This window comes from Bosea sp. AS-1, from assembly GCF_002220095.1.
In the GTDB taxonomy this organism is placed as follows: Bacteria; Pseudomonadota; Alphaproteobacteria; order Rhizobiales; family Beijerinckiaceae; genus Allobosea.
Genome location: NZ_CP022372.1, coordinates 3,744,752 through 3,764,601, shown reverse-complemented (window position 1 = coordinate 3,764,601; position 19,850 = coordinate 3,744,752). Strand labels below are relative to the sequence as shown.

The 19,850-nt window shown below is 66.0% G+C and carries 18 protein-coding genes; 6 read left to right on the top strand and 12 right to left on the bottom strand.

Annotation, left to right across the window (positions count from 1 at the left end; translation table 11 throughout):
* Nucleotides 1-42: 42 nt before the first annotated feature.
* On the bottom strand, nucleotides 43-780 hold the full coding sequence (locus CE453_RS19685) for a GntR family transcriptional regulator (RefSeq protein ID WP_248307803.1): 738 nt from the start codon (nucleotides 778-780) through the stop codon (nucleotides 43-45).
* 105 nt (nucleotides 781-885) lie between these two features.
* Between CE453_RS19685 and CE453_RS19680 the strand changes: the two genes are divergently transcribed.
* The 4 genes from CE453_RS19680 to CE453_RS19665 all read left to right on the top strand — a co-directional run bounded on the left by CE453_RS19680 (nucleotide 886) and on the right by CE453_RS19665 (nucleotide 4,579).
* Nucleotides 886-1,173 (top strand): UxaA family hydrolase, encoded by a 288-nt coding sequence (locus tag CE453_RS19680; RefSeq protein WP_089176117.1) that lies wholly within the window; start codon nucleotides 886-888, stop codon nucleotides 1,171-1,173.
* Nucleotides 1,174-1,362: 189 nt separating this feature from the next.
* Nucleotides 1,363-2,553 carry a UxaA family hydrolase gene (locus tag CE453_RS19675; RefSeq protein ID WP_089178027.1) on the top strand — a complete coding sequence of 397 codons (1,191 nt, stop codon included), beginning with the start codon at nucleotides 1,363-1,365 and terminating at the stop codon, nucleotides 2,551-2,553.
* 116 nt (nucleotides 2,554-2,669) lie between these two features.
* A complete protein-coding gene (locus CE453_RS19670) occupies nucleotides 2,670-3,599 on the top strand; it encodes a hydroxyacid dehydrogenase (protein ID WP_089176116.1) in 930 nt (309 codons plus the stop codon).
* On the top strand, nucleotides 3,596-4,579 hold the full coding sequence (locus CE453_RS19665) for an Ldh family oxidoreductase (protein ID WP_089176115.1): 984 nt from the start codon (nucleotides 3,596-3,598) through the stop codon (nucleotides 4,577-4,579). The genes CE453_RS19670 and CE453_RS19665 overlap by 4 nt, the downstream gene beginning before the upstream one ends.
* 30 nt (nucleotides 4,580-4,609) lie before the next feature.
* Here CE453_RS19665 and CE453_RS19660 read toward each other — a convergent pair whose 3' ends face one another.
* The 11 genes from CE453_RS19660 to CE453_RS19610 form a co-directional block, all read right to left on the bottom strand.
* Nucleotides 4,610-5,524 carry an aldose 1-epimerase gene (locus CE453_RS19660; protein ID WP_157733111.1) on the bottom strand — a complete coding sequence of 305 codons (915 nt, stop codon included), beginning with the start codon at nucleotides 5,522-5,524 and terminating at the stop codon, nucleotides 4,610-4,612.
* A gap of 7 nt (nucleotides 5,525-5,531) precedes the next feature.
* Entirely contained in the window at nucleotides 5,532-6,497 is a 966-nt protein-coding gene (locus CE453_RS19655) for an SMP-30/gluconolactonase/LRE family protein (protein ID WP_089176113.1), read from the bottom strand.
* Between the two features lie 157 nt (nucleotides 6,498-6,654).
* Nucleotides 6,655-7,419, bottom strand: a complete 765-nt coding sequence (locus tag CE453_RS19650) for an SDR family NAD(P)-dependent oxidoreductase (protein WP_349236627.1) — start codon at nucleotides 7,417-7,419, stop codon at nucleotides 6,655-6,657.
* The gene (locus CE453_RS19645; protein ID WP_089176111.1) at nucleotides 7,416-9,125 is read right to left on the bottom strand and encodes an SMP-30/gluconolactonase/LRE family protein; all 1,710 of its coding nucleotides are present in this window, start codon (nucleotides 9,123-9,125) and stop codon (nucleotides 7,416-7,418) included. The genes CE453_RS19650 and CE453_RS19645 overlap by 4 nt, the downstream gene beginning before the upstream one ends.
* 2 nt (nucleotides 9,126-9,127) lie before the next feature.
* Complete coding sequence (locus CE453_RS19640) at nucleotides 9,128-10,114, bottom strand: NAD-dependent epimerase/dehydratase family protein (RefSeq protein WP_089176110.1); 987 nt, start codon at nucleotides 10,112-10,114, stop codon at nucleotides 9,128-9,130.
* A gap of 13 nt (nucleotides 10,115-10,127) precedes the next feature.
* Nucleotides 10,128-11,237, bottom strand: coding sequence for an ABC transporter ATP-binding protein (locus CE453_RS19635; protein ID WP_089176109.1), 1,110 nt, complete (start codon nucleotides 11,235-11,237; stop codon nucleotides 10,128-10,130).
* An 8-nt stretch (nucleotides 11,238-11,245) separates the two neighbouring features.
* Nucleotides 11,246-12,076 carry a carbohydrate ABC transporter permease gene (locus CE453_RS19630; protein WP_089176108.1) on the bottom strand — a complete coding sequence of 277 codons (831 nt, stop codon included), beginning with the start codon at nucleotides 12,074-12,076 and terminating at the stop codon, nucleotides 11,246-11,248.
* A 10-nt stretch (nucleotides 12,077-12,086) separates the two neighbouring features.
* Nucleotides 12,087-12,992, bottom strand: a complete 906-nt coding sequence (locus CE453_RS19625; protein WP_089176107.1) for a carbohydrate ABC transporter permease — start codon at nucleotides 12,990-12,992, stop codon at nucleotides 12,087-12,089.
* A gap of 112 nt (nucleotides 12,993-13,104) precedes the next feature.
* On the bottom strand, nucleotides 13,105-14,373 hold the full coding sequence (locus CE453_RS19620; protein ID WP_472841005.1) for an ABC transporter substrate-binding protein: 1,269 nt from the start codon (nucleotides 14,371-14,373) through the stop codon (nucleotides 13,105-13,107).
* 53 nt (nucleotides 14,374-14,426) lie between these two features.
* Nucleotides 14,427-15,596, bottom strand: coding sequence for a mandelate racemase/muconate lactonizing enzyme family protein (locus CE453_RS19615; RefSeq protein WP_089176105.1), 1,170 nt, complete (start codon nucleotides 15,594-15,596; stop codon nucleotides 14,427-14,429).
* Nucleotides 15,597-15,600: 4 nt separating this feature from the next.
* Nucleotides 15,601-16,527, bottom strand: coding sequence for a dihydrodipicolinate synthase family protein (locus tag CE453_RS19610; protein WP_089176104.1), 927 nt, complete (start codon nucleotides 16,525-16,527; stop codon nucleotides 15,601-15,603).
* A 487-nt stretch (nucleotides 16,528-17,014) separates the two neighbouring features.
* Here CE453_RS19610 and CE453_RS19605 point away from each other — a divergent pair, with 487 nt between their 5' ends.
* Nucleotides 17,015-18,214 carry an aminotransferase class V-fold PLP-dependent enzyme gene (locus CE453_RS19605; protein ID WP_089176103.1) on the top strand — a complete coding sequence of 400 codons (1,200 nt, stop codon included), beginning with the start codon at nucleotides 17,015-17,017 and terminating at the stop codon, nucleotides 18,212-18,214.
* A gap of 155 nt (nucleotides 18,215-18,369) precedes the next feature.
* Nucleotides 18,370-19,842 carry an ABC transporter substrate-binding protein gene (locus CE453_RS19600; RefSeq protein WP_472840956.1) on the top strand — a complete coding sequence of 491 codons (1,473 nt, stop codon included), beginning with the start codon at nucleotides 18,370-18,372 and terminating at the stop codon, nucleotides 19,840-19,842.
* Nucleotides 19,843-19,850 lie beyond the last annotated feature (8 nt).

Below are 19,850 nucleotides of genomic sequence, written 5' to 3'. Positions count from 1 at the left end.
GGCGGCTTCGATGAAACTGATGGCGGCCGGCCGGCGCAGTGCTCAACGCAGATCGGACAGGTAGTGAACCTCCTCCGTCAGACACAGGCTGACGCGAAGCTCGACGGGCGAGCCGTCGAGCGACAGGGCGACGCGGTTGATCTTGAGCGCGGGAGAGCCGGGGGCGACGCCAAGCAGCGTGGCATCGTCCGGCAACAGGGCGACCGCTTTCAGCTTTTCGCGCGCATGTGCGATCGTGACTCCGTAGCGGCGCGCATAGAGGCTGTAGAGATTGTTCGGAACCGGCGCGGTTTCCAGCCCGGGGAAGAGATGCTGCGGGAGGCTCAAGGTCTCCAGAACCAGCGGCTTCGCCTGGAAGGAACGCAGGCGGCGGATGCGGACCACGCGCACCGTCCGGTCGATGCCGAGGGCGGTGCATTCAGCCTCGTCCGCCTCGCCAATAGCGACATCGAGCACCGCGCTTTCCGGAAAGCGGCGCTCGCCGTCGTCAGGCACCAGCTTGAAGAACTGGAACAGGATGCGCCGCTCGTCATGCTCTGCGACGAAGGTGCCACGACCCTGACGGCGCACCACGATGTTCTCGGCCGCGAGCTCGTCCAGGGCCTTGCGTACCGTTCCCTGGCTGACGCCGATCTCGGCGGCGAGTTGCCCCTCGCTCGGCAACGCCGTCCCCGGCAGCCAGACTCCATCGACCAGACGGCGCAGCAGCGTCGCCTTGACCTGTAGATAGAGCGGCCGGAAGCCGATGGGTTGCGAAGCGTGCGGATCTGCGCTGATCAAGGGGCTTGTCTCTCTCTTATGTCTTATATAAGACATATTATACAAGGCTGTCGAGCCGCCGTATGACGGCAGAATTTCGCAAGCTTCGATAGGGGAGGCGTTGGGATGAGCAATCCGCATCTGCTGGTGCACGAGACGAAGGACACGGTGGGCGTCGTCGTCGTGGAGGGGCTGAAAGCCGGCACCGATATGCTGTGCGTCGTCACGCACGACAATTCCGATTTTCGCCTGACCGCCAAGATGGACATCCCGATCGGGCACAAGGTGGCGCTGAAGGACATCAAGAAGGGCGACACCATCTGGAAGTACGGCCAGGATATCGGCAAGGCGATCGCCGACGTGAAGAAGGGCGAGCACCTCCACGTGCACAACGCCAAGACCAAGCGCTGGTAAGGGTTCGCGATCCGGGAAAACCGCGCCGGCCGTTTCGCGCAACGTCGTAAATTCCGAGGCTCCCTCAAGGTCGAGCCCATTCAGAGAGTAGGGAACGCCATGTCCATCGTCGCCAATTTCGATCTCGCCAAGGGAAAGCTCGCCCGCATCAAGGGGCGCAAGATCGACGCCCCCGAGTTCAAGGTCCCGATGGTGAAGCGTCCGACCGGCCGCAACCTCGATTCCTTCTTCGGCTGGCGTCGCGAGAACGGCCGCGTCGGCGTGCGCAACCATGTGCTGCTGCTGCCGCTGGACGATCTGTCCAACGCCGCCTGTGAGGCGGTCGCCAACAACATCAAGGGCACGCTCGCGATCCCGCACGCCTATGGCCGCCTGCAGTTCGGCGAGGATCTCGATATCCATTTCCGCACGCTGATCGGCACGGGCTCCAACCCGAACGTCGCGGCCGTGGTCGTCATCGGCATCGAGGAGGGCTGGACCAAGCGCGTCGTTGACGGCATCGCCAGCACCGGCAAGCCGGTGGTCGGCTTCGGCATTGAGACGCATGGCGACATCGCCACTATCGCCAAGGCCTCCTACGTCGCCAAGGAGTTCGTCCAATGGGCGAGCGAGCTCCAGCGTGAGAAATGCGGCATCGGGGAGCTCTGGGTCTCGACGAAATGCGGCGAGTCGGACACCACCACCGGCCTGTCGTCCTGCCCGACCGTCGGCAACATGTACGACAAGTGGATTCCGCGCGGCATTCACGGCGTCTTCGGCGAAACTTCGGAGATCACCGGCGCCGAGCATCTCTGCAAGGCCCGCGCCGCGACGCCCGAGCTGGGCGAGCGCTGGTACAAGATGTGGAAGGCCTATCAGGATGACGTCATCGAGGCCCACAAGACCGATGACCTGTCGGATTCGCAGCCGACAAAAGGCAACATCGCCGGCGGTCTGACCACGATCGAGGAGAAGGCGCTCGGCAACCTCGAGAAGATCGGTCGCGAGTGCAAATACATCGACATCCTCGAGCCGGCGCAGACGCCGGCCAAGGGTCCCGGGCTCTATTACATGGACACCTCCTCGGCGGCGGCCGAGTGCGTGACGCTGATGGCGGCGGGCGGCTTCGTCGTCCACACATTCCCGACGGGGCAGGGCAATGTCATCGGCAACCCGATCATCCCGGTCATCAAGATCAGCGGCAATCCCAAGACCGTCCGCACCATGCCGGAGCACATCGACCTCGATGTTTCCGGCATCCTGCGCCGTGACATGACGATCCCGCAGGCTGGCGACGCGCTGATCCAGTCGATCGTCCGAACCGCCAATGGCCGCCTGACCGCTTCTGAGGCGCTCGGCCATCGCGAGTTCTCGATGACGAAGCTCTATCGCTCGGCCTGAGCCGCGAGGCTTTGGAGCCGGCACCATTCTGCTCTGGGTGACGGGACCGGGTCTCGTCACCCTCGCCGTCGCATCGGCGGCTCGCTCCCGTTCATTCGACAGCGTTCGGAGCCGTCATGGCCGACATCCTTATCTCGGAGTTCCTTGACGAAGCGGCGCTGGAGCTGGTGCCGAACCGCCTGAGCCTCCATTACGACCCCGATCTTGTCGACAAGCCTGGTGAGCTGGCTGAGCGAGCAGCCGGCGCGCGGGCGCTGATCGTCCGTAACCGTACGCAGGTTCGCGGCGAATTGCTGGCGGTTGCGAGCAGGCTCGAGGTCGTGGGACGCCTTGGCGTAGGGCTCGACAACATCGATGTCGCCGCCTGCAAGGCGCGCGACATCGCCGTCTGCCCTGCGACGGGCGCCAACGACGTCTCCGTGGCGGAATATGTCATCTGCACCGCGATGATGCTGCGCCGTCGCGCCTATGCCGCCACGGCGCGCGTCAGTCGCGGGCAATGGCCGCGCAATGACCTGATCGGCTGCGAAGTCGCCGACGCGGTGCTCGGGCTGGTCGGATTCGGTTCGATCGCCCGCCACGTCGCGCGGCGCGCCTTGGCGCTCGACATGAAGGTTATCGCCTATGATCCTTTCGTCCCGGATACGGCAGCCGTCTGGTCGCAGCTCGGCGTTTCTCCGGTCGGCCTCGACGATCTCGTCAGCCGGTCCGACGTGGTCAGCCTGCATGTGCCGCTGACCGAACAGACCCGCGATCTCTTCTCTGCGGAGCGTCTCGCCGGCATGAAACCGTCGGCGGTGCTGATCAACGCGGCCCGCGGAGGGGTGGTCGACGAGGCGGCCCTTGCCGAAGCCCTCACCTCCGGTCGTCTCGCGGGCGCGGCTCTCGATGTCTTCGAGAGTGAGCCGCTGAAGGGGCCGGCGGCAGCGCGTTTCGCCGACGTTCCCAATCTCATCCTGACACCGCACATTGCCGGCGTGACGGAAGAATCCAATGTCCGCGTTTCGAAAGTGACCATCGAGAACGTGCTGAAGGTGCTGTCATGAAGCTCACCCTGCCGCAGGCGACGGATTGGGTCGCTGAGCTATTCGAGCGGAAGGGGTGTTCGCGCGACAATGCCCGCTCCGTCGCGAAGGCTCTGGTCGCGGCCGAGGCCGACGGGCTGAAGGGGCACGGCTTCTCGCGCATCCCGACCTATCTGGCGATGTTGGCGACCGGCAAGGTCGACGGCAAGGCCGTGCCGCAGGCCAAGGCCACGGCGCCTTCGGTGTTGAGCATCGATGCCGGCGACGGCTACGCCTATCCCGCGATCGACATGGCGGTCCGCGAGTTGCCGGCCCTGGCGCGGCGTCAGGGCATGGCGGTCGCGGCGATCCGTCGCTCGAACCATTGCGGCGCCGCCGGCCATCATGTCGAGGCGTTGGCGCGCGACGGGCTGGTCGCCATGATGTTCGCCAATGCACCTGCCGCCATCGCGCCATGGGGCGGGCGAAAGGCCATCTACGGCACGAATCCGATCGCCTTCGCCGCTCCGCTGGACGGGGCGGATCCCGTGGTGGTCGATCTATCGGTCTCCAAGGTCGCTCGCGGCAACATCCTGGCGGCGAAGCAGAAGCAGCAGGCGATCCCGGAAGGCTGGGCGCTGGATGCGGACGGCAATGCGACGACCGACGCCGAAGCGGCACTGGCCGGAACGATGGTGCCGCTCGGCGACGCCAAGGGAGCGGCGCTGGCGCTGATGGTCGAGATTCTGTCGGCCTGCCTGGTCGGCGCCAACCTGTCCACCGATGCGACGAGCTTCTTCGATGGCGAGGGCGCTCCTCCCGGGGTCGGTCAGCTCATCATCGCTTTCGACCCCGCGGCCTTCGGCCATGCTTCCTTCGGGGCGAGCATCGCTGCACTGGCCGGGGCGATCCTGGGGCAGGAGGGCGCGCGTCTGCCCGGTTCGCGCCGGGTCGCCCTGCGGAGCAAGGCGAAGCAGGATGGGCTCGTGATCCCTGATGAAGTGGTGCGGGCCGCCGCCTGACGCCCGATGAATGCCCCCCGAGGAGCTTCCTTACAGAGGCTCCAGGGTGATGGTCGTTTCGACGCGGAACGTCTCGTCGGGCTCGAGCATCTTCAGGCCGTGCGCGACAGTGCCGTCCATGCGGTTGATCGCATCGTTCATGTGAGACACCGGCTCGACCGCGAAGAACCCCTTGCCTTTGGGGACATAGACGACGAGGTGGGTCAGGCCTGCGCCTCCCCGCATGCGGGCCCGCCAGCCACCGGTCGGGGAGGTGATCTCGGCCTGCCCGTCCCAGTCAGCGAAGCAGTTGTCGACCTCCATCGATGAGACGGCACGTGGGTTGGTGCAGTCCCATGCCTCAGGGACGGCAACGCGCTCGCTCGGCAGATGGTCCTGCCCGTTCAACCAGACATGGCCGGCACGGGCACGCAAGGTCGTGCCCGGATCCGCTGGGAAGAAAGGGTGCCATCCGAGGCCGGTCGGCATACGGCAATCGGCCCGGTTGGTGATCGACAGCGCGAGCGTCAGTGTAGTCCCGGCAAGTGCGAAACGCTGCTCCGCCGCGAAGGGGAAAGGCCAATCGCCTGCGCCGAGCGGCCGATGATCGAGCGCGAGGCGGAGCGAGGCGTGGTCCCTCTCGACGATGCGCCATGGCGACTGCCAGCCGCAGCCATGGATGGCATGCGGATGGTCTCCGAAATTCCGCCGCAAGACATAGGGCTTGCCGTCCACGGAAAACCGGGCTTGGGCGATGCGGTTCGAGAAGGGCACGAGCGGATAGCTGGCCGCCTCGCGTACCTGGCCAGCCGAGAGGGCTTCCTTGCTCATCGGGCGCAGCACCTGCGCCGCGCCATATCTGAGGCGCACGATCGAACCGCCGATATCCGGCGCGACGGCGAGATGCAGCGCGTCCGACGCCAGCGTGACGAGCCGATGCTCGAAAGGGTGTTCGGGAAGGCTCATGGCAGGCTCAGTAGATCGGAAGCGCGGCATCGGGCCAGCCGCCCGTACTCAGGAACGGCGGAAAACGTTGCAGGAATGCCGCCGCGGTTTCGGGCCGGCCGGGCGTCAGGACATCGATGCCGAACAAATGTCCCGCCTCGGGCTGGGCATCGCGTTCTTCCTGGGACAGGTTTTGCGAGGCCGTCGTCACAAAGAGCGTCCGCAATCCGGAGCCACCGAAAGCGCAGGCCGTGACCTGCGATACCGGCAATGCGAGGGCCGAAAGAAGTTCCCCTTCGGGAGAAAGCCTCGTGACTTTGCCGGGCTGTGCCCTCGCGCTCCAAATGCAGCCTTCGGCATCCACGGCACAGCCATGCAGCCAGTCGGCCTCTACCCCCGCCAACCGGAAAGACGTCATGTCGCCCAGCGAGCCGTCCGAATTGGCGTATTCATAGCGTCTGACATGATGTTCGGCGGCATCCGAAACATACATCGCCTGGAAATCCGGGCTCCAGCCGAGGCTGCTCGGGTTGCGAAGATCGGACAGGATGCGCGAGCATCGGGCATCCGCATCGATCCTATAGAGCGAGCCTGATCCTTCCACGGCGGCATTCCGCGTCGTGGCGGCCCATAGCCGCCCGCGAGCATCGCATTTCAGCGCGTTTAACCTGCTCTCCGACGAAGCGCCTCTGACTTCGATCAGCGGCGTGAGTTCTCCTGTCGCGGGCTGGAAATGGATCAGCCATCCGCCGAGAGCGACGATGACGCCGGTCGGGGCGAGCGCAACGCCGCAACAAGGCTCGGGCATCGGCCAGAATTCATGCTGCCTGCTTCTCGGTTTCAGGCGGTGCAGGCTGGGCGCGTGCATGTCGACCCAGTAGAGAGCCTGCTCGTATGGGCTCCAGATCGGGTTCCAGCCGAAGACATTGGCACACGGTGTTGCCACCACCGCGCTCGGGGTTTCCGAAAGATCGCCCCGATTGCGCATGCTCATGGTCGAAGACCCTGCTCACATGGTGCTCAAGGCCATAAGAACAGCGCCTTCAAAACCTCGCAAGCGATACGATCGGCCGGGCGCCGAGACGCCTGACTCTGTGCCGTCGCCTCTGATGCCGGCGGTGGTCACGAACCGATGGTCCAGGGCGCCACGATCAAACGGTCCCGGCATCGACGATGAAATTCTGGCCCGTGCACATGCGTGAAGCATCGGAGGCAAGGAAGAGAATCATCGCGGCGATATCCTCGGGCTCGATCGCGCCCTTGATGGCCTGTTGCTCCTGCGCCTGGGCCCAGCGTTCGGGCGTCAGGCGCTCGGCGCGCTGGCGTGGCGTCATCACCCAGCCGGGCGTGACGCAATTGACGCGGATGCGATCCCCGCCCAGTTCGCGTGCCAGCGAACGGGTGAGGCCGATGACCGCCGACTTCGCCGTGGTGTACGCGATGAGATCGACGGAACGCTTCATCCAGGAGGTGGAGCTCAGATTGATGATTGCTCCGCCGCCCAGCGCCGCCATGCCGGGTGCGAGTTTCTGCGCAAGGAACATCATTGGCCGCAGGTTCACGGCAAGGCGATCGTCCCAATAGTCCGGTGTCACGCTTGCGAAAGCGTGCCGTTCGTCGTGGCCGGCGTTGTTGACCAGGATCGCGACCGGACCAAGCTGCGCCTGCAGGCTGTCGACGGCACTGAGCGTCGTCTTGAGGTCGCGCAGATCGGCATGGGCGAAGGCGACGTCGGCGCCTGTCGCTCGCAGCTCCGCTTCGAGCGTCCGGCCGGCATCGGCCGCGATGTCGATGAACCCGACGCGCATGCCCTGCCGAGCGAGTGCTGCGACCGTGGCACGGCCGATCCCGTCGGCCCCGCCGGTGACGAGGGCGGTGCGCCCCTTCAGATCGGGATAGGTGGGTTCGGCCATCATCCTGCAAACCCGTTGGAAGGCAGGCCCGGGACCGGCGCCGGCGCTGCGAAAAGCCCGCCGGAGAAGGGCGCCTCCGCCAGCACGCGCGAGGGCAGGCGGATACGGGCCGTGGTGATGAAGAGGGTCGAGAGATCGCTTCCGCCGAAGGTCAGGCTCGTCGGGCGTGGCACCGGCAGGCGGATGTCGCGCTCGCGGCGGCCGTCCGGAGTGAAGCGGCGGACGCACCAGCCATCCCAGAGCGCGCACCAGATGAAGCCTTCGCTATCCACCGCGAGGCCGTCCGGGCGCCCTTCGGCCGGGTCGATTTCGGCGAAGATGCGCCGACCGGAGACGGTGCCCGCGGCCATGTCGAAATCATAGGCGTAGATGCGGCCAGGTGCGCTGTCGGTGAAGTAGAAGGTGCGGCCGTCGGGGCTCCAGTCGAGCCCGTTGGCGACGCGGAATCCGCTGTCGGCGCGTTGCCAGCTCAGATCGCCGTCGATCCGGTAGAGGGAGCCGGTGGGCTTGCCGGCATCGAGGCTCATCGATCCGGCCCAGAGCCGACCCTGCCGGTCGCATTTGCCGTCATTGAAGCGATTGTCCGGCAGATCGGTTTCCGGGTCGACGAGCGGGGACAGGCCGCCACTGGCGAAATCGAAGCGCTCCAGCCCTTCCTGCGTCAGCGCCGCAAGTCCGCCCTGACGACGCTCGACGACCGCGCTGACCAGGCGAGGGAGCTTGACTTCCTGATTGGTGCGCGTCGCCGGATCGAAGCGGTGGACGGCCGGCGCGAGGATGTCGACCCAGTAGAGGCGCTGCTCCGCCTCGGACCAGAGCGGACCTTCCGCCAGATGCGCGCCCCAGGGCAGGACACATTCGGCGTCGCTGTCGCTCTGGCGGTGTGCCGGGGAGGGCGGCGCGATGTTGACCGGCATGGCGCCGACATTGCCGGAGATCTGGCGCGCCGCGGCCATCAGATCGCGCCCGGTGGTGAGCAGCCGGTCGCTGGCAAGCCGCGCCGTCGGGCCGAAGATGCCGATTGCGGCGATGGCCCGGCCGGTATGGTCGAAGATCGGTGCCGCGGCCGATGAGACGCCGGGAACGTGCTCCTCCTGCGAGACGGCATAGCCGCGCGCCCGGGCGAGCGCGAGGTCGGCGAGCAGGGCCTCCTCGTCGGTGATGGTAGCCGGGGCGTAGCGTTCGAGCTTGATCCGGTCGAGCAGGGCGCGGCGCTCATGCGGCTCTGCGAAGGCCAGTAGCGCCTTTCCACCAGCCGTGCAGTGCAGCGGCGCGCGGCGGCCGGCCTCGATGCGAAAGCCGAAGGCGCCGCCGCGACTGCGCTGGTCGATATAGAGCACCTCGCCGCCATCGATGGCGCAGAGCGCAACCGTCTCGCGCGTCTCCTCGGCCAACCGCTCCAGCATCGGCGCTGCCGCACCGCGCAGGTCGAAGGACTCCCAGACGCGATGGGCGAGCTCGAACAGCCTGTGACCGAGCCGGTAGGTGTTGTCGCTGTCCTCATGCCGGATCAGGCGGAACAGCAGCAGTGTGTTGAGCAGCCGGGCCAGCGTGCCTTTGGCGAGTTTCGTCGCCGCCTGGAGGTCCTTGAAGCGCGGCGGCGTCGGATGTTCGCCGATCACTTCGAGCAGATAGAGCCCCTTGGCCAGCGCCGCGGCACCGACAGGGACGTCGCGCTCCTCCGGCGGCAGGACGCGCTCCTCCTGCATCCTCAGGCCGCCTTCGCGCGGGCCACCCGCGCTGCGGCGGCCTCTTCGATCATGCGCTCGATCGTCCATTGCGGCTCGAAACCCAGTTCGGCCCGAATCCGGGCATTCGCGGTTTCGTAGAACACGCCGGAACCGGGCAGGTCGACCGTTTTCAATGGCAGCCCCGTCACCTGCGCCATCAACGGCAGGGCGTGGGCGAAATCGACGGGAGCGGTGGCTCCGAGATTGTAGGTGCGGCCCGCGGCCTTCTCGCTGCGCACGGCGAGCAGGATGCCGTCGACCATGTCGCGTGCGTCGGTGATGTGCATGCGGAAGGGCCGGCCGTTCTCGTTGCGGGAGAGCACGAGCGCGGGCGCGCCGTCGTCGACCGCCTTCAGCGCGGCGACCGCGGCCGCGTTGCCGAAGCCTTCCTGCTGGCGGATCTTCGGCTGCAGGAAGAAGCGCGGGCCGGAAAAGAAGCTGCTCTCGTCGAGCAATTCGCTCGCATCCTGTGTGTGCGAAAAGCGCAGGATCGTCGCCGGGATACCGGTACTGCGCTCGGTGAAGCGGACGATCTCCTCGCCAAGCTGCTTCGAGAGGCCATAGGCCGAACGCGGCTTGAGCGGGTGGTCCTCGTCGACGGGCAGGTAATCCGGGACGTTCTCGGGATAGACCTCGCCGGAGCTGGCGAAGACGATGCGGCTGGGCTTCACCCCGGCCGCTTCCTCCATCAGCACGCGCGTGCCGTCGACATTGGCGCGGAAAAGCTTGTCGGTATCGGCCGGAAGCCAGGACATGAAGGCGCCGAGATGCAGGATCGCCTCGGCATCCTGCACCGCCTCGCGCGCCGCCACCCGATCATCGAATGCCCCGACGATTTCGCGATAACCGGGGTCCGAGCGACCGGTGTTGCGCAGGTCGAAGCCGTTAACAGCCTGTCCTTCGGCGAGAAGGCGGTCGACGACGCGGGAGCCGATGCGTCCGGCGCTGCCTGTAACGAGAATGGCCATGGCTGAGCTGTCCTCAGTTCAGAGCGAGATGCGTCTGCGCATCGAAGAGATGGAGGCGCGCAGGATCGAAGGAGAGCGGCATCGGCCGGCCTTCTTCGATGGGAGCCGAGTCCATGACGCGGGCGATGAACTGGTCGGCCCGGCGGTCGTCGCTTCCGGCATCCGTGAGGGCGGCGCGATTCTCTTCGGGCAGGTCGAGATAAAGGTATTTCTCACTGCCGAGGCTTTCGACGAGTCGCGGCGTTGCCTCGAAGGTAACGGGTCCGCCGGTGCCGGCGCTGAGATATTCGGGCCTCAGGCCGACCAGCACGTCGCCCGCACCGTGTTCCTTCGCGAGAGGCAGTTCGATCTCGCGTCCAAGCAGCCGGGCCTTGCGCGTTCCGGTCAGGGCGGCGCGAAAGAAATTCATGCCTGGCGAGCCGATGAAGCCGGCGACGAAGAGATTGGCCGGCTTGCGGAACATCGTGTCGGGATCGGCGATCTGCTGGATCGTGCCATCGCGCATGATGACGATGCGGTCGGCCATCGTCATCGCCTCGGTCTGGTCGTGTGTGACGTAGATCGTCGTGGTCCTGAGGCGCTGGTGCAGTGCGGATATCTCGGCGCGGGTGTGGACGCGCAGCTTCGCGTCGAGATTGGAGAGCGGCTCGTCCATCAGGAAGGCCCGTGGTTCGCGCACGATGGCGCGGCCGAGCGCGACGCGCTGGCGCTGTCCGCCGGAGAGTGCCTTCGGCTTGCGGTCGAGCAGATGAGCGACGCCGAGGACCTGTGCGGCCTCGCTGACCCGCCGGTCGATCTCGGCTGCCGGCATGCCGCGCATCTTCAGGCCGAAGCCCATGTTCCGCGCGACCGTCAGATGCGGGTAGAGCGCGTAGTTCTGGAAGACCATGGCGATGTCGCGATCGCCCGGCGCGAGATCGGTGACGTCGCGGCCGCCGATCCTGACGGTACCCGAGGTCGCGTCCTCGAGGCCGGCGAGGATCTTCAGCATGGTCGACTTGCCGCAGCCGGACGGCCCGACGAAGACGACGAACTCGCCGTCCGTGATCTCCAGCGAGAAGTCCTTCAGGACCTGCAGCGAGCCGTAGGATTTCGTGACGTGTTCGATGCTGATGCCGGCCATGCGGGAGCTCACTTCTCCGCGCCGGCGGTCAGCCCGCCGACGAGGTAGCGTTCGAGGAAGAGGTAGATCAGGAGGACCGGCACGGCGACGATCAGGGCGGCAGCCGAGATATCGGCCCAGTTGGAGACGTATTCGCCCTTCATCGTCGTCAGCCCGAGATTGGCGGTCCAGTTGGTCTGGGCATTGGTCAGGAAGGTGCGGGCATAGGCATAGTCCGACCAGGACAGGACGAAACCGTAGAGCGCGGTCGCCGCCAGCCCCGGCGCCGAGACCGGCAGAATGACCCTGACCATCGCGCCCAGCGGCGAGCAGCCATCGACCATCGCCGCCTGTTCCAGCTCGCGCGGGATGGTGTCGAAATAGCCCTTCAGCATCCAGGTGGTGAAGGGCACGATCAGTGTGGCGTGGGCGAGGATGATCGACCACAGCGAGCCGATCATCCCGGTCATCCGGAAGATGCCGAAGAGGGGGATGACGAGCAGCGTCGCCGGCAGCATCTTGGCGGTGAGGATGAAGAGGCCGAGCGAGGGGCCGCCGCGCACCCGGAAGCGTGACAGGCTGTAGCCCGCCAGCACCGAAACCAGCATCGACAGCGTTACCGCGCCCGCCGCAGCCAGCGTCGAATTGCCGAGCCACAGCAGGATCGGACGCTGCTCGATGATTTCGGCGAAAACGCCCCAGCGCGGCGCGGTTGGCCAGAAGGTCGGCGGCAACGCCCGAAGTTCGGCCGGTGTCGCCAGTGCGGTCACGATCAGCCAGTAGATCGGAAAGACCAGCAGCGCGCAGGTGAGGACCACGACGACATAGAGCAGGGCGGATGCGGGGAGCTTGCGCTTCATCGGTGTCGCCTCAGATATTCTCGGGCGCCCGGCCCATCATCAGCCGGCTCGCGATGACGCAGATGATCAGGGTGACGACGCCGATCGCCGAGGCGTAGCCCATCTTGAAGAAGCCGAAGGCCTGCTCGTAGGTCATGATGGAAAGGGTCTGCGTCGCCTTCAGCGGGCCGCCCCCGGTCATCACGTAGATGATCGAGAAGTCGCGGAAGACCCAGAGCATCACCAGGATCAGCGTGACGCCGAGTACTGGCATCAGCGAGGGCAGGGTGATGTTGATCAGCCGCTGCCAGGCATTGGCGCCGTCGACGCGGGCGGCGTTGTAGAAGTCCTCCGGAATCGACTGCAACCCGGCCAGCATCATGATCGAAACGAAGGGATAGCCCTTCCAGACCATGGTTGTGCAGACGACGGCGAAGGCGGCTTCGGGCGAGGAGAACCAGTTGATCGTGGTATCGACGAGGCCAAGGCGGATGAAGACCCAGTTCATCAGGCCGAAGGACGAATCGAAGATCCAGGCGAAGACCACGACCGCGACGACCTCCGGCACCGCCCAGGGCAGGGCGACGAGCAGGCGCGCGACGGACTGCCCCTTGAAGCGGTTGTTGACGAGGAGCGCGGTGCCGAGACCCAGCAGGAAGCAGAAGAACGAGACGATCACCACGAGCTTCAGCGTGGTCCAGCTTGCGTTCCAGAATTCCGACGAGGCGAAGAGCCGCTCGTAATTGGCCGTGGTGAAGGGCCGTCGCGGCTGGTCGAGCCGCGGGATGCCGACATTCTGGAAGGAAAGGTCGACGGAGACGAAGAGCGGATAGGCGATGATCAGCCCGATCAGCAGCACCGCCGGGAGGAGCAGGAGGTAGCCGAGCCAATGGCGACGGCTGGGCCGCGCCAGATCGAGAAAAGCGGATCGGGGCATGGGTTTTCCGGGGCTGCGTTCCGTCGGTTCCGGGTGGCGCGGGGCGCCGACCCGGAAGATGCGTCGGGGGAACCGAGAGGCCGAGGCATTGGGATCGGCCCTGGCCGGACCTTCACTGCTTCTGCAGCGCCTCGGCCTTCTTCTGCATGGTCGCCGCCACGACCTTCGGATCGAGGTCCTGGATGATCATGCGCTGGCTCTCTTCCATGACCATCTTGGCGAACTCGTTGAACTGCAGCTCCAGCCCTTTGGGGATGCGGTCGATCTTGGCGTCGGCGGCGGCCTTGGTCGCCTTCACCAGCAGGTCGAAATGCGGCGTGTCCTTGCTCGCGCCGGAGGTGTCGGCGCGTGGGTCCGGCGGCGGCGAGGCGCCGAGGGTCGCATAGGTCGACTGGAACTTGTCGGAGGTCGCGATCGCGATGAAGTCCCAGGCGAGCTTTTTGTTCTCCGGCGAAATCTCCGATGCGATGCCGAGCACATTGGAGGAGCCGCCGACCGGTGGGGAGAACGGTGCCATGGTCAGCTTGATCTGGTCCTTGGCTTTGCCTTTCTGAATGATCGGCCAGAGCCACGGGCCGTCGGTCTTCATCGCGATCTTGCCGTCGGCAAAGAGCTGGCGAACCTCGCCGGCGGCGAGATCGCGCGGCGTCAGGTTCTCCTTGACGATGGTCTTCCAGCGGGCGAGGCCCTCGATCATCTGCGGCGTATCGATCGTGACCTTGCCGCTCTCGTCGGTCCAGCGCGCGCCGGCGTCGAGCGTGTAGTTCATCATCTCCGACATGTACTGGCCGCCGCCGCCGCGCGTTTCATGGCCGGTGCCGAACTGGTCGACGATGCCGTCGCCATTGACGTCCTTGGTGAGCTTACGGGCTGCCGTAAGGAATTCGGCGTAATTCTTTGGGACCTCGAGTCCCTCCTTCTTCAGGAGCTCCTCGTTATAGGCCATGAAATACCCGAAATAGAGCATCATCACGCAGACGGTTTCTTTGTTCCAGCTGCAAGTGTCCTGACCGGCCCAGCCTTTGAGATCGAGCTTGGCGTTCTTGATGTAGGGGTCGAGCGGTTCCAGCCAGCCATTGTCGGCGAATTTCTGGAACTCGAAGGAGGCGAGGTGGACGATGTCCGGCGGCTGGCCGCCGGCAAAGAGCGTCGTCATGGTGTCGGCGAAGGCCCCGCGCTCAACCTTGGTCCATTCGATCTTGACGCCGGGATGGGTCGCCTCGAATTCCTTGATGACCGAGCCCCACCAGTCGCCGGCGCCGCGCTCGTCCTTCTGCCAGGATACGAACTTGAGCACCTTGTTCTGGGCAAGCGCGGGTAGGGCCGTCGTCGTGCAGAGCGCGACGAGCCCGGCGGCGGCGAGCCGTTTCCAGCCTGGCATCCTCATGACGTCTCTCCCTCTCGTGTTTCTGCCGTGTCGTCCGGCGGTTACGGTCAGTGTTTCACAAGCAGGCCCAGCGCCTCCTCGGATGGCGCGACGCCGAGGCCTGGGCCCGTCGGCAAGCTGTAGAAGCCCTCGCGGCAATCCATGTCGCCGGTGAGCAGGCGCCGGTTCGGCTCGAAGATCGAGTGCTGGTATTCATGGCAGGTGACCGCCGAGAGCGCCGCGCTCGCATGCAGGCTCGCGGCCATGAACAACCCCATGCCGATCGTTGCATGCGGGATGACGGAAAGGTTGTGCGCCTGCGCATATTGTCCGATGCGCATGAACTCGGTGATGCCTTTGTGCCCCATCTCCGGCTGGACGATGGCGCAGGCGCGCCGCGCCACCCGCGGCACCAGATCGTAGACGGTGCGCCACTCCTCGCCGGCGGCCACCGGCGTCGAGACATGGGCGGCGACATGGGCGAGGCCGTCGACATCCTCCGGCTTCACCGGCGCCTCGGCGAACCAGAGGCCGTGCGGCTCCATCGCCCGGATGGCCGAGACGGCCTGTTCGGCCGTATGGACCCAATGCATGTCGCAGGCGATCCGGGCGTGGGGCCCGAGCCGCTCGCGCAGCGTCGCGATCTCCGCGACATTGCCGTCATCCGCGACGGGCGCAGCGAACTTGAAGCTGTCGAAGCCCTTTTCCTGCCACTCGGTCGCGAAATCGGCACGCTCGGCCCGCGTGCGCTTGGGCAGGCCCGAGATATAGGCCGGCAGGCGCTCATGCCGGCGCCCGCCGAGCATGGCGACGAGGGGGCGGTCGACCAGGCGGGCGTTGAGATCCCATAGCGCGATGTCGATGGCCGCGAGCGCGTCGAGGTAGAAGCCGCCAGTGCAGCCGCGCACGCGCATCAGATCGTAGAGATCCTCGTGGATCACCACGACATCCTGCGGGGAGCGGCCGACGACATAGGGGCCGAGCAGATCGTCGATGATGGCGATGACGGCGCCGGGTGCGACGATGCCATAGGTCTCGCCCCAGCCGACGAGCCCACCCGTGGTCTCCAGCCGGACCACCACCGTGCGATCCATCGTCGGATAGACCGTGCGGTTGCCCTTGCGGACGATGTAGCCCTTCTCGTTGATGGTTTCGCCGGGGCGCGGATCGCCGAGATAGACGGTCTCGCGCGGGATCGTCAGCGTGTAGATTTCGACCTTGGCGACGCGCTCGGCCATGAGGTTATTCCGCGGCCTGGAGCGAGGCTGTCGGCGTCAGCAGATCCGCGATGCGCGCGAGCCAGGCATCGATCTCGGTGCGCTCGATCGCATCGAGGGCTGGCAGCGGGGCACGGCAGACCTGATTGGTCAGGATGCCGCGACGGGTCAGCACATATTTGGTGAAGGCCATGCGCAGATTGGCCTGGATCAGCAAGAGCGGCAGGGTCCGCATGTAGAGATCGCGGGCCGTGCCGGTCGCCCCCTCGCGGAAGGCGCGGTCCAGTGCCGCGTGGACATCGGTGAACTCCGCTGCCGGCATCGCGCCGCAGGCACCGCGAACATATTCGTCGATGATGTAGCGCGCTCCGCCGCCACCTAGCACGCCTTTGAGATGCGGAGGCTTGTCCCTGAGGATCGTGGTGATGGCGGGCCCCGCCGGGATCGTTTCTTCCTTGAGATAGGTGATGGCGGGATTGCCGCGGACGATCTCGATCAGCACGTCAGGCTTCAGGTCCGAACCGCGCGGGGCGGGGGCGTTCTGCAGCACGATCTCGAGCTCGGGCACCGCTTCCGTGATCTCCCGGTAGAACGCCGCGACGGCGGCCTTGTCGACGCCGACGGATTTCGGCGCCTGGATCATGACATGGGCGATGCCCAGTTCGCGGGCCTGCCGGCAGTATCCGATCGCCTCCGCTGCCGAGGGCGCGCTCGCCCCGGCTACCACAGGCACCCGGCCGGCGACGACGCGAACGACCTCCCGCAACAGAGTTTCCCGTTCATCGCCGGTCAGGTTGTCGACCTCGCTGGCGAAGCCGGGAAACACCACGCCCGCCGCACCTGCGTTCAGCGCGAAGGCTGTGACGCGCCCCAAGGCGGCTGGGTCGATCGCACCGTCCGCTGCAAACGGCGTTGGCAGGACAGGAAGGATGCCGGCAAGAGCAGGGGGCATTGAACGGTCCAATATGTGGATCAAATGTTTTCTTATTTGGATCATAAAAAATCGATCCATGTGGCGTCAAGCGCGGATCGCTCGGCGGGCATCTTCCCCGTGCTGAATGTGACGCGGTTACGCAGGTGGATGGCGTCGGCCATTGAAGGTTGCGGCGCCGGCCTCCTGTCGCAGCGTCGCCTGCGCCAAATTTCAACGCGGCCGGCTCTTGACGCGCTGCGTCAATCTTCTCAAAATCCCTAACTAGGATATATATTCCGTAATTACAGAATAATGGCACGCAGTGGAGACACCGGTGAGTGAGAGGGTAAAGGCAGGCGCCATGCGCTCTCGGCCGCCCGGCGAGCCGCAATTCGCGGACTTTGCTGCAGGCGTCTCCCCGTTCCTTCGGCAGATCGCGATCTAGGTCGAGGCCGTTGATCCCCTATCCGCAGACAAAGCGCACATCGCACGCCGCGATGCCTCTGAAAGATCGCAGGAGACACTCATGACACGCTCCGATATTCGGCCCAGCCTTGGCCTGCGGCCGGTCATCAACGTCTCCGGCACGATGACGGCACTCGGCGCATCGATCGTCGGCCCCGAGGCGATCGCGGCCATGACGGCGATCCTTCCCGAATTCGTGGAGATCGACGATCTGCAGAAGAAGGCGAGCGCGGTCATCGCGCGCCTGTGCGGGGCCGAAGCCGGTTTCGTCACCGCCTCCTGCTCGGCCGGTATCACGCTCGCGATCGCAGGAGCGATGACAGGTGCCGATCTCGCCGCGGTCGAGCGGCTGCCCGATACGACGGGCCTCAAGAACGAGGTCGTGGTGATGATGGGTCACATGGTCGGTTACGGCGCGCCCGTCGACCAGGCGATCCGCCTGGCGGGCGCCAAGGTGGTTCCGGTCGGGCAGGCGACGAATGCGCGGGCCTATCAGCTCGAAGGCGCGATCAACGATCGCACGGCGGCGGCACTCTATGTCGTCTCGCACCACACGGTGCAGTACGGCCTGATGCCGCTCGACGAGTTCGCTGCCGTCTGTCATGCGCGCGGTGTGCCCGTGATCGTGGATGCCGCTTCGGAATACGATCTCAAGGGGTTCCTGGCCGCTGGCGCCGATATCGCGCTCTATTCCTCCCACAAGTTCCTCGGCGGCCCGACCGGCGGCATCGTCGCCGGCGCGCGCGATCTGGTGCGGGCCACCTTCGTGCAGAACAGCGGCATCGGCCGCGGCATGAAAGTGGGCAAGGAGAGCATCCTCGGCACCATCGCCGCGCTCGAGGCCTGGGAGACGCGCGATCATGCCGGCATCCGGGCTCGCGAACGCGCGGCGCTCGAGCTGTGGCAGGCACGCTTCGCTTCCCATCCTGGCGTGACGGCCACGATCATCCCGGATCCGACCAACAATCCGCTGGATCGGTTGCAGCTCTCGCTCGATCCCGAGGAGGCCCGCATTACCGCCTGGGACCTCGCCGACCAGCTCGCCCGCGGCGCGCCACCGATCATCGTGCGCGACCATGAGGTCGAGCATGGCCATTTCTTCCTCGACCCCTGCAATCTGCATCCGGGGGAGGAGCACGTCGTCGCCGACCGGATCGACGCCGAGCTCGAGACCGCGCGCAAGCGCAACGAGGCGACAGCCGGCTCGCTTCTGGAGAGGCGCAACCGCCGGACGGCCTCCCTGGCGAAATGGCCGGGGTGAGCCGAGCGCTCCGTCGGCACGAGAACGGCCCGGCGTTGACGATCGTCCGCGGCGGGAGTTCTCTCAAAAAATCACAATACAGAACAAGGTAATAGGAGGGGACGTTGAAACGATCACTTGGATATCTACTCGCTTGCGGTCTGCTGGCGGCGCCCATGCCGGCCTGGGCCCAGGGCAACGGCGTCGTGACGGTCGCCACGGTCGGCGAGCCTCCGACCATGGACCCGATGATCTCGACGGCCGACCTGGTCGGGACCGTCACGCAGCACGTATTCGAGACACTCTTCACTTTCGACAAGAGCTGGAAGGTCACGCCGCTTCTGGCAGAGGCGATGCCGACGATCAGCGCCGACGGAAAGACCTACACCATCCCGCTGCGCCCGGGCGTGAAATTCCATGACGGCTCGGACCTCACCGCAGACGACGTCGTCGCCTCGCTCAAGCGCTGGACCAAGCTCGCCTCGCGCGGCAAGCAGACGGCCGGCTTCATCGACAGCATCGAGGCGAGCGGACCCGCGACGGTCGTGATCAAGCTCAAGCAGCCCTATGCCCCGCTCCTGTCCCTGCTCGCCTTCAACAACTCCGCTGCGATCATCCTGCCGGCCAAGAAGCAGGACGAGCCGCTGAAGGAGTTCATCGGCACCGGTCCCTACATGCTCAAGGAGCGCAAGGCCGACCAATATATCCAGCTCGTCAGGTTCGACGGCTACAAGCCGCGCGAAGGCGAGGCCGACGGCTATGGTGGCGCGCGGCGCCCCTTGCTGGACGAAGTCCGCTTCGTGCCCGTGCCCGACGCCAACACCCGCGTCGAGTCGGCCGTCTCCGGCCAATACGACTATGTCGACGCGATTCCGGTGGAATCGTTCGACAGGCTGAAGCAGTCGAAGGCCTCCCAGCCCGTGATGCTGAAGCCGTTCGGCTACCCGGTCTTCGTGTTCAACACGGCCGAGGGCGCCACCAAGAACCTGGAGGTCCGCAAGGCGATCCGCACCGCGCTCAGCATGGAGGACATGCTGGCCGCCGCCTTCGGCAGCAAGGAGTTCTATGCGCTCGACGGCAACATCTATCCGGCGGGTTTCGTCTGGAGCAGCGATGCCGGCGTCGCGGGGAACTACAACGTCGCCGACCCGGACAAGGCGAAGGCGGCCGCCAAGGCAGCCGGCTACAAGGGTGAGCCGATCCGCATCCTGACCAGCCGCCAATACGAGTTCCACTACAAGATGGCCCAGGTCGCCGCGGAATATCTGAAGCTCGCCGGCTTCACCGTCGACCTTCAGGTCGTCGACTGGGCGACCCTGACCCAGCGGCGCACCGACAAGGGCCTGTGGGACATCTACATCACCCACAGCCCCTTCCTGCCCGAACCCGCCCTGATCGGCTCGCTCTCGACCAGCGCGCCGGGCTGGTGGGACACGCCCGCGCGCAAGGCCGCCGTCGAAGCCTTCACCACCGAGGCGGATCCAGCCAAGCGGCCGGCCCTGTGGGCTGCGGTCCAGAAGGTGATCTACGACGAAGTGCCCTTCATCAAGATCGGCGACTTCAACGCGCTCTCGGCGCAGTCCGCCAAGCTCACTGGCGTCGTGCCGGCGCCCTGGCCGTATTTCTGGAACGTTTCCGTCAAGAAATAAGGGCAGGG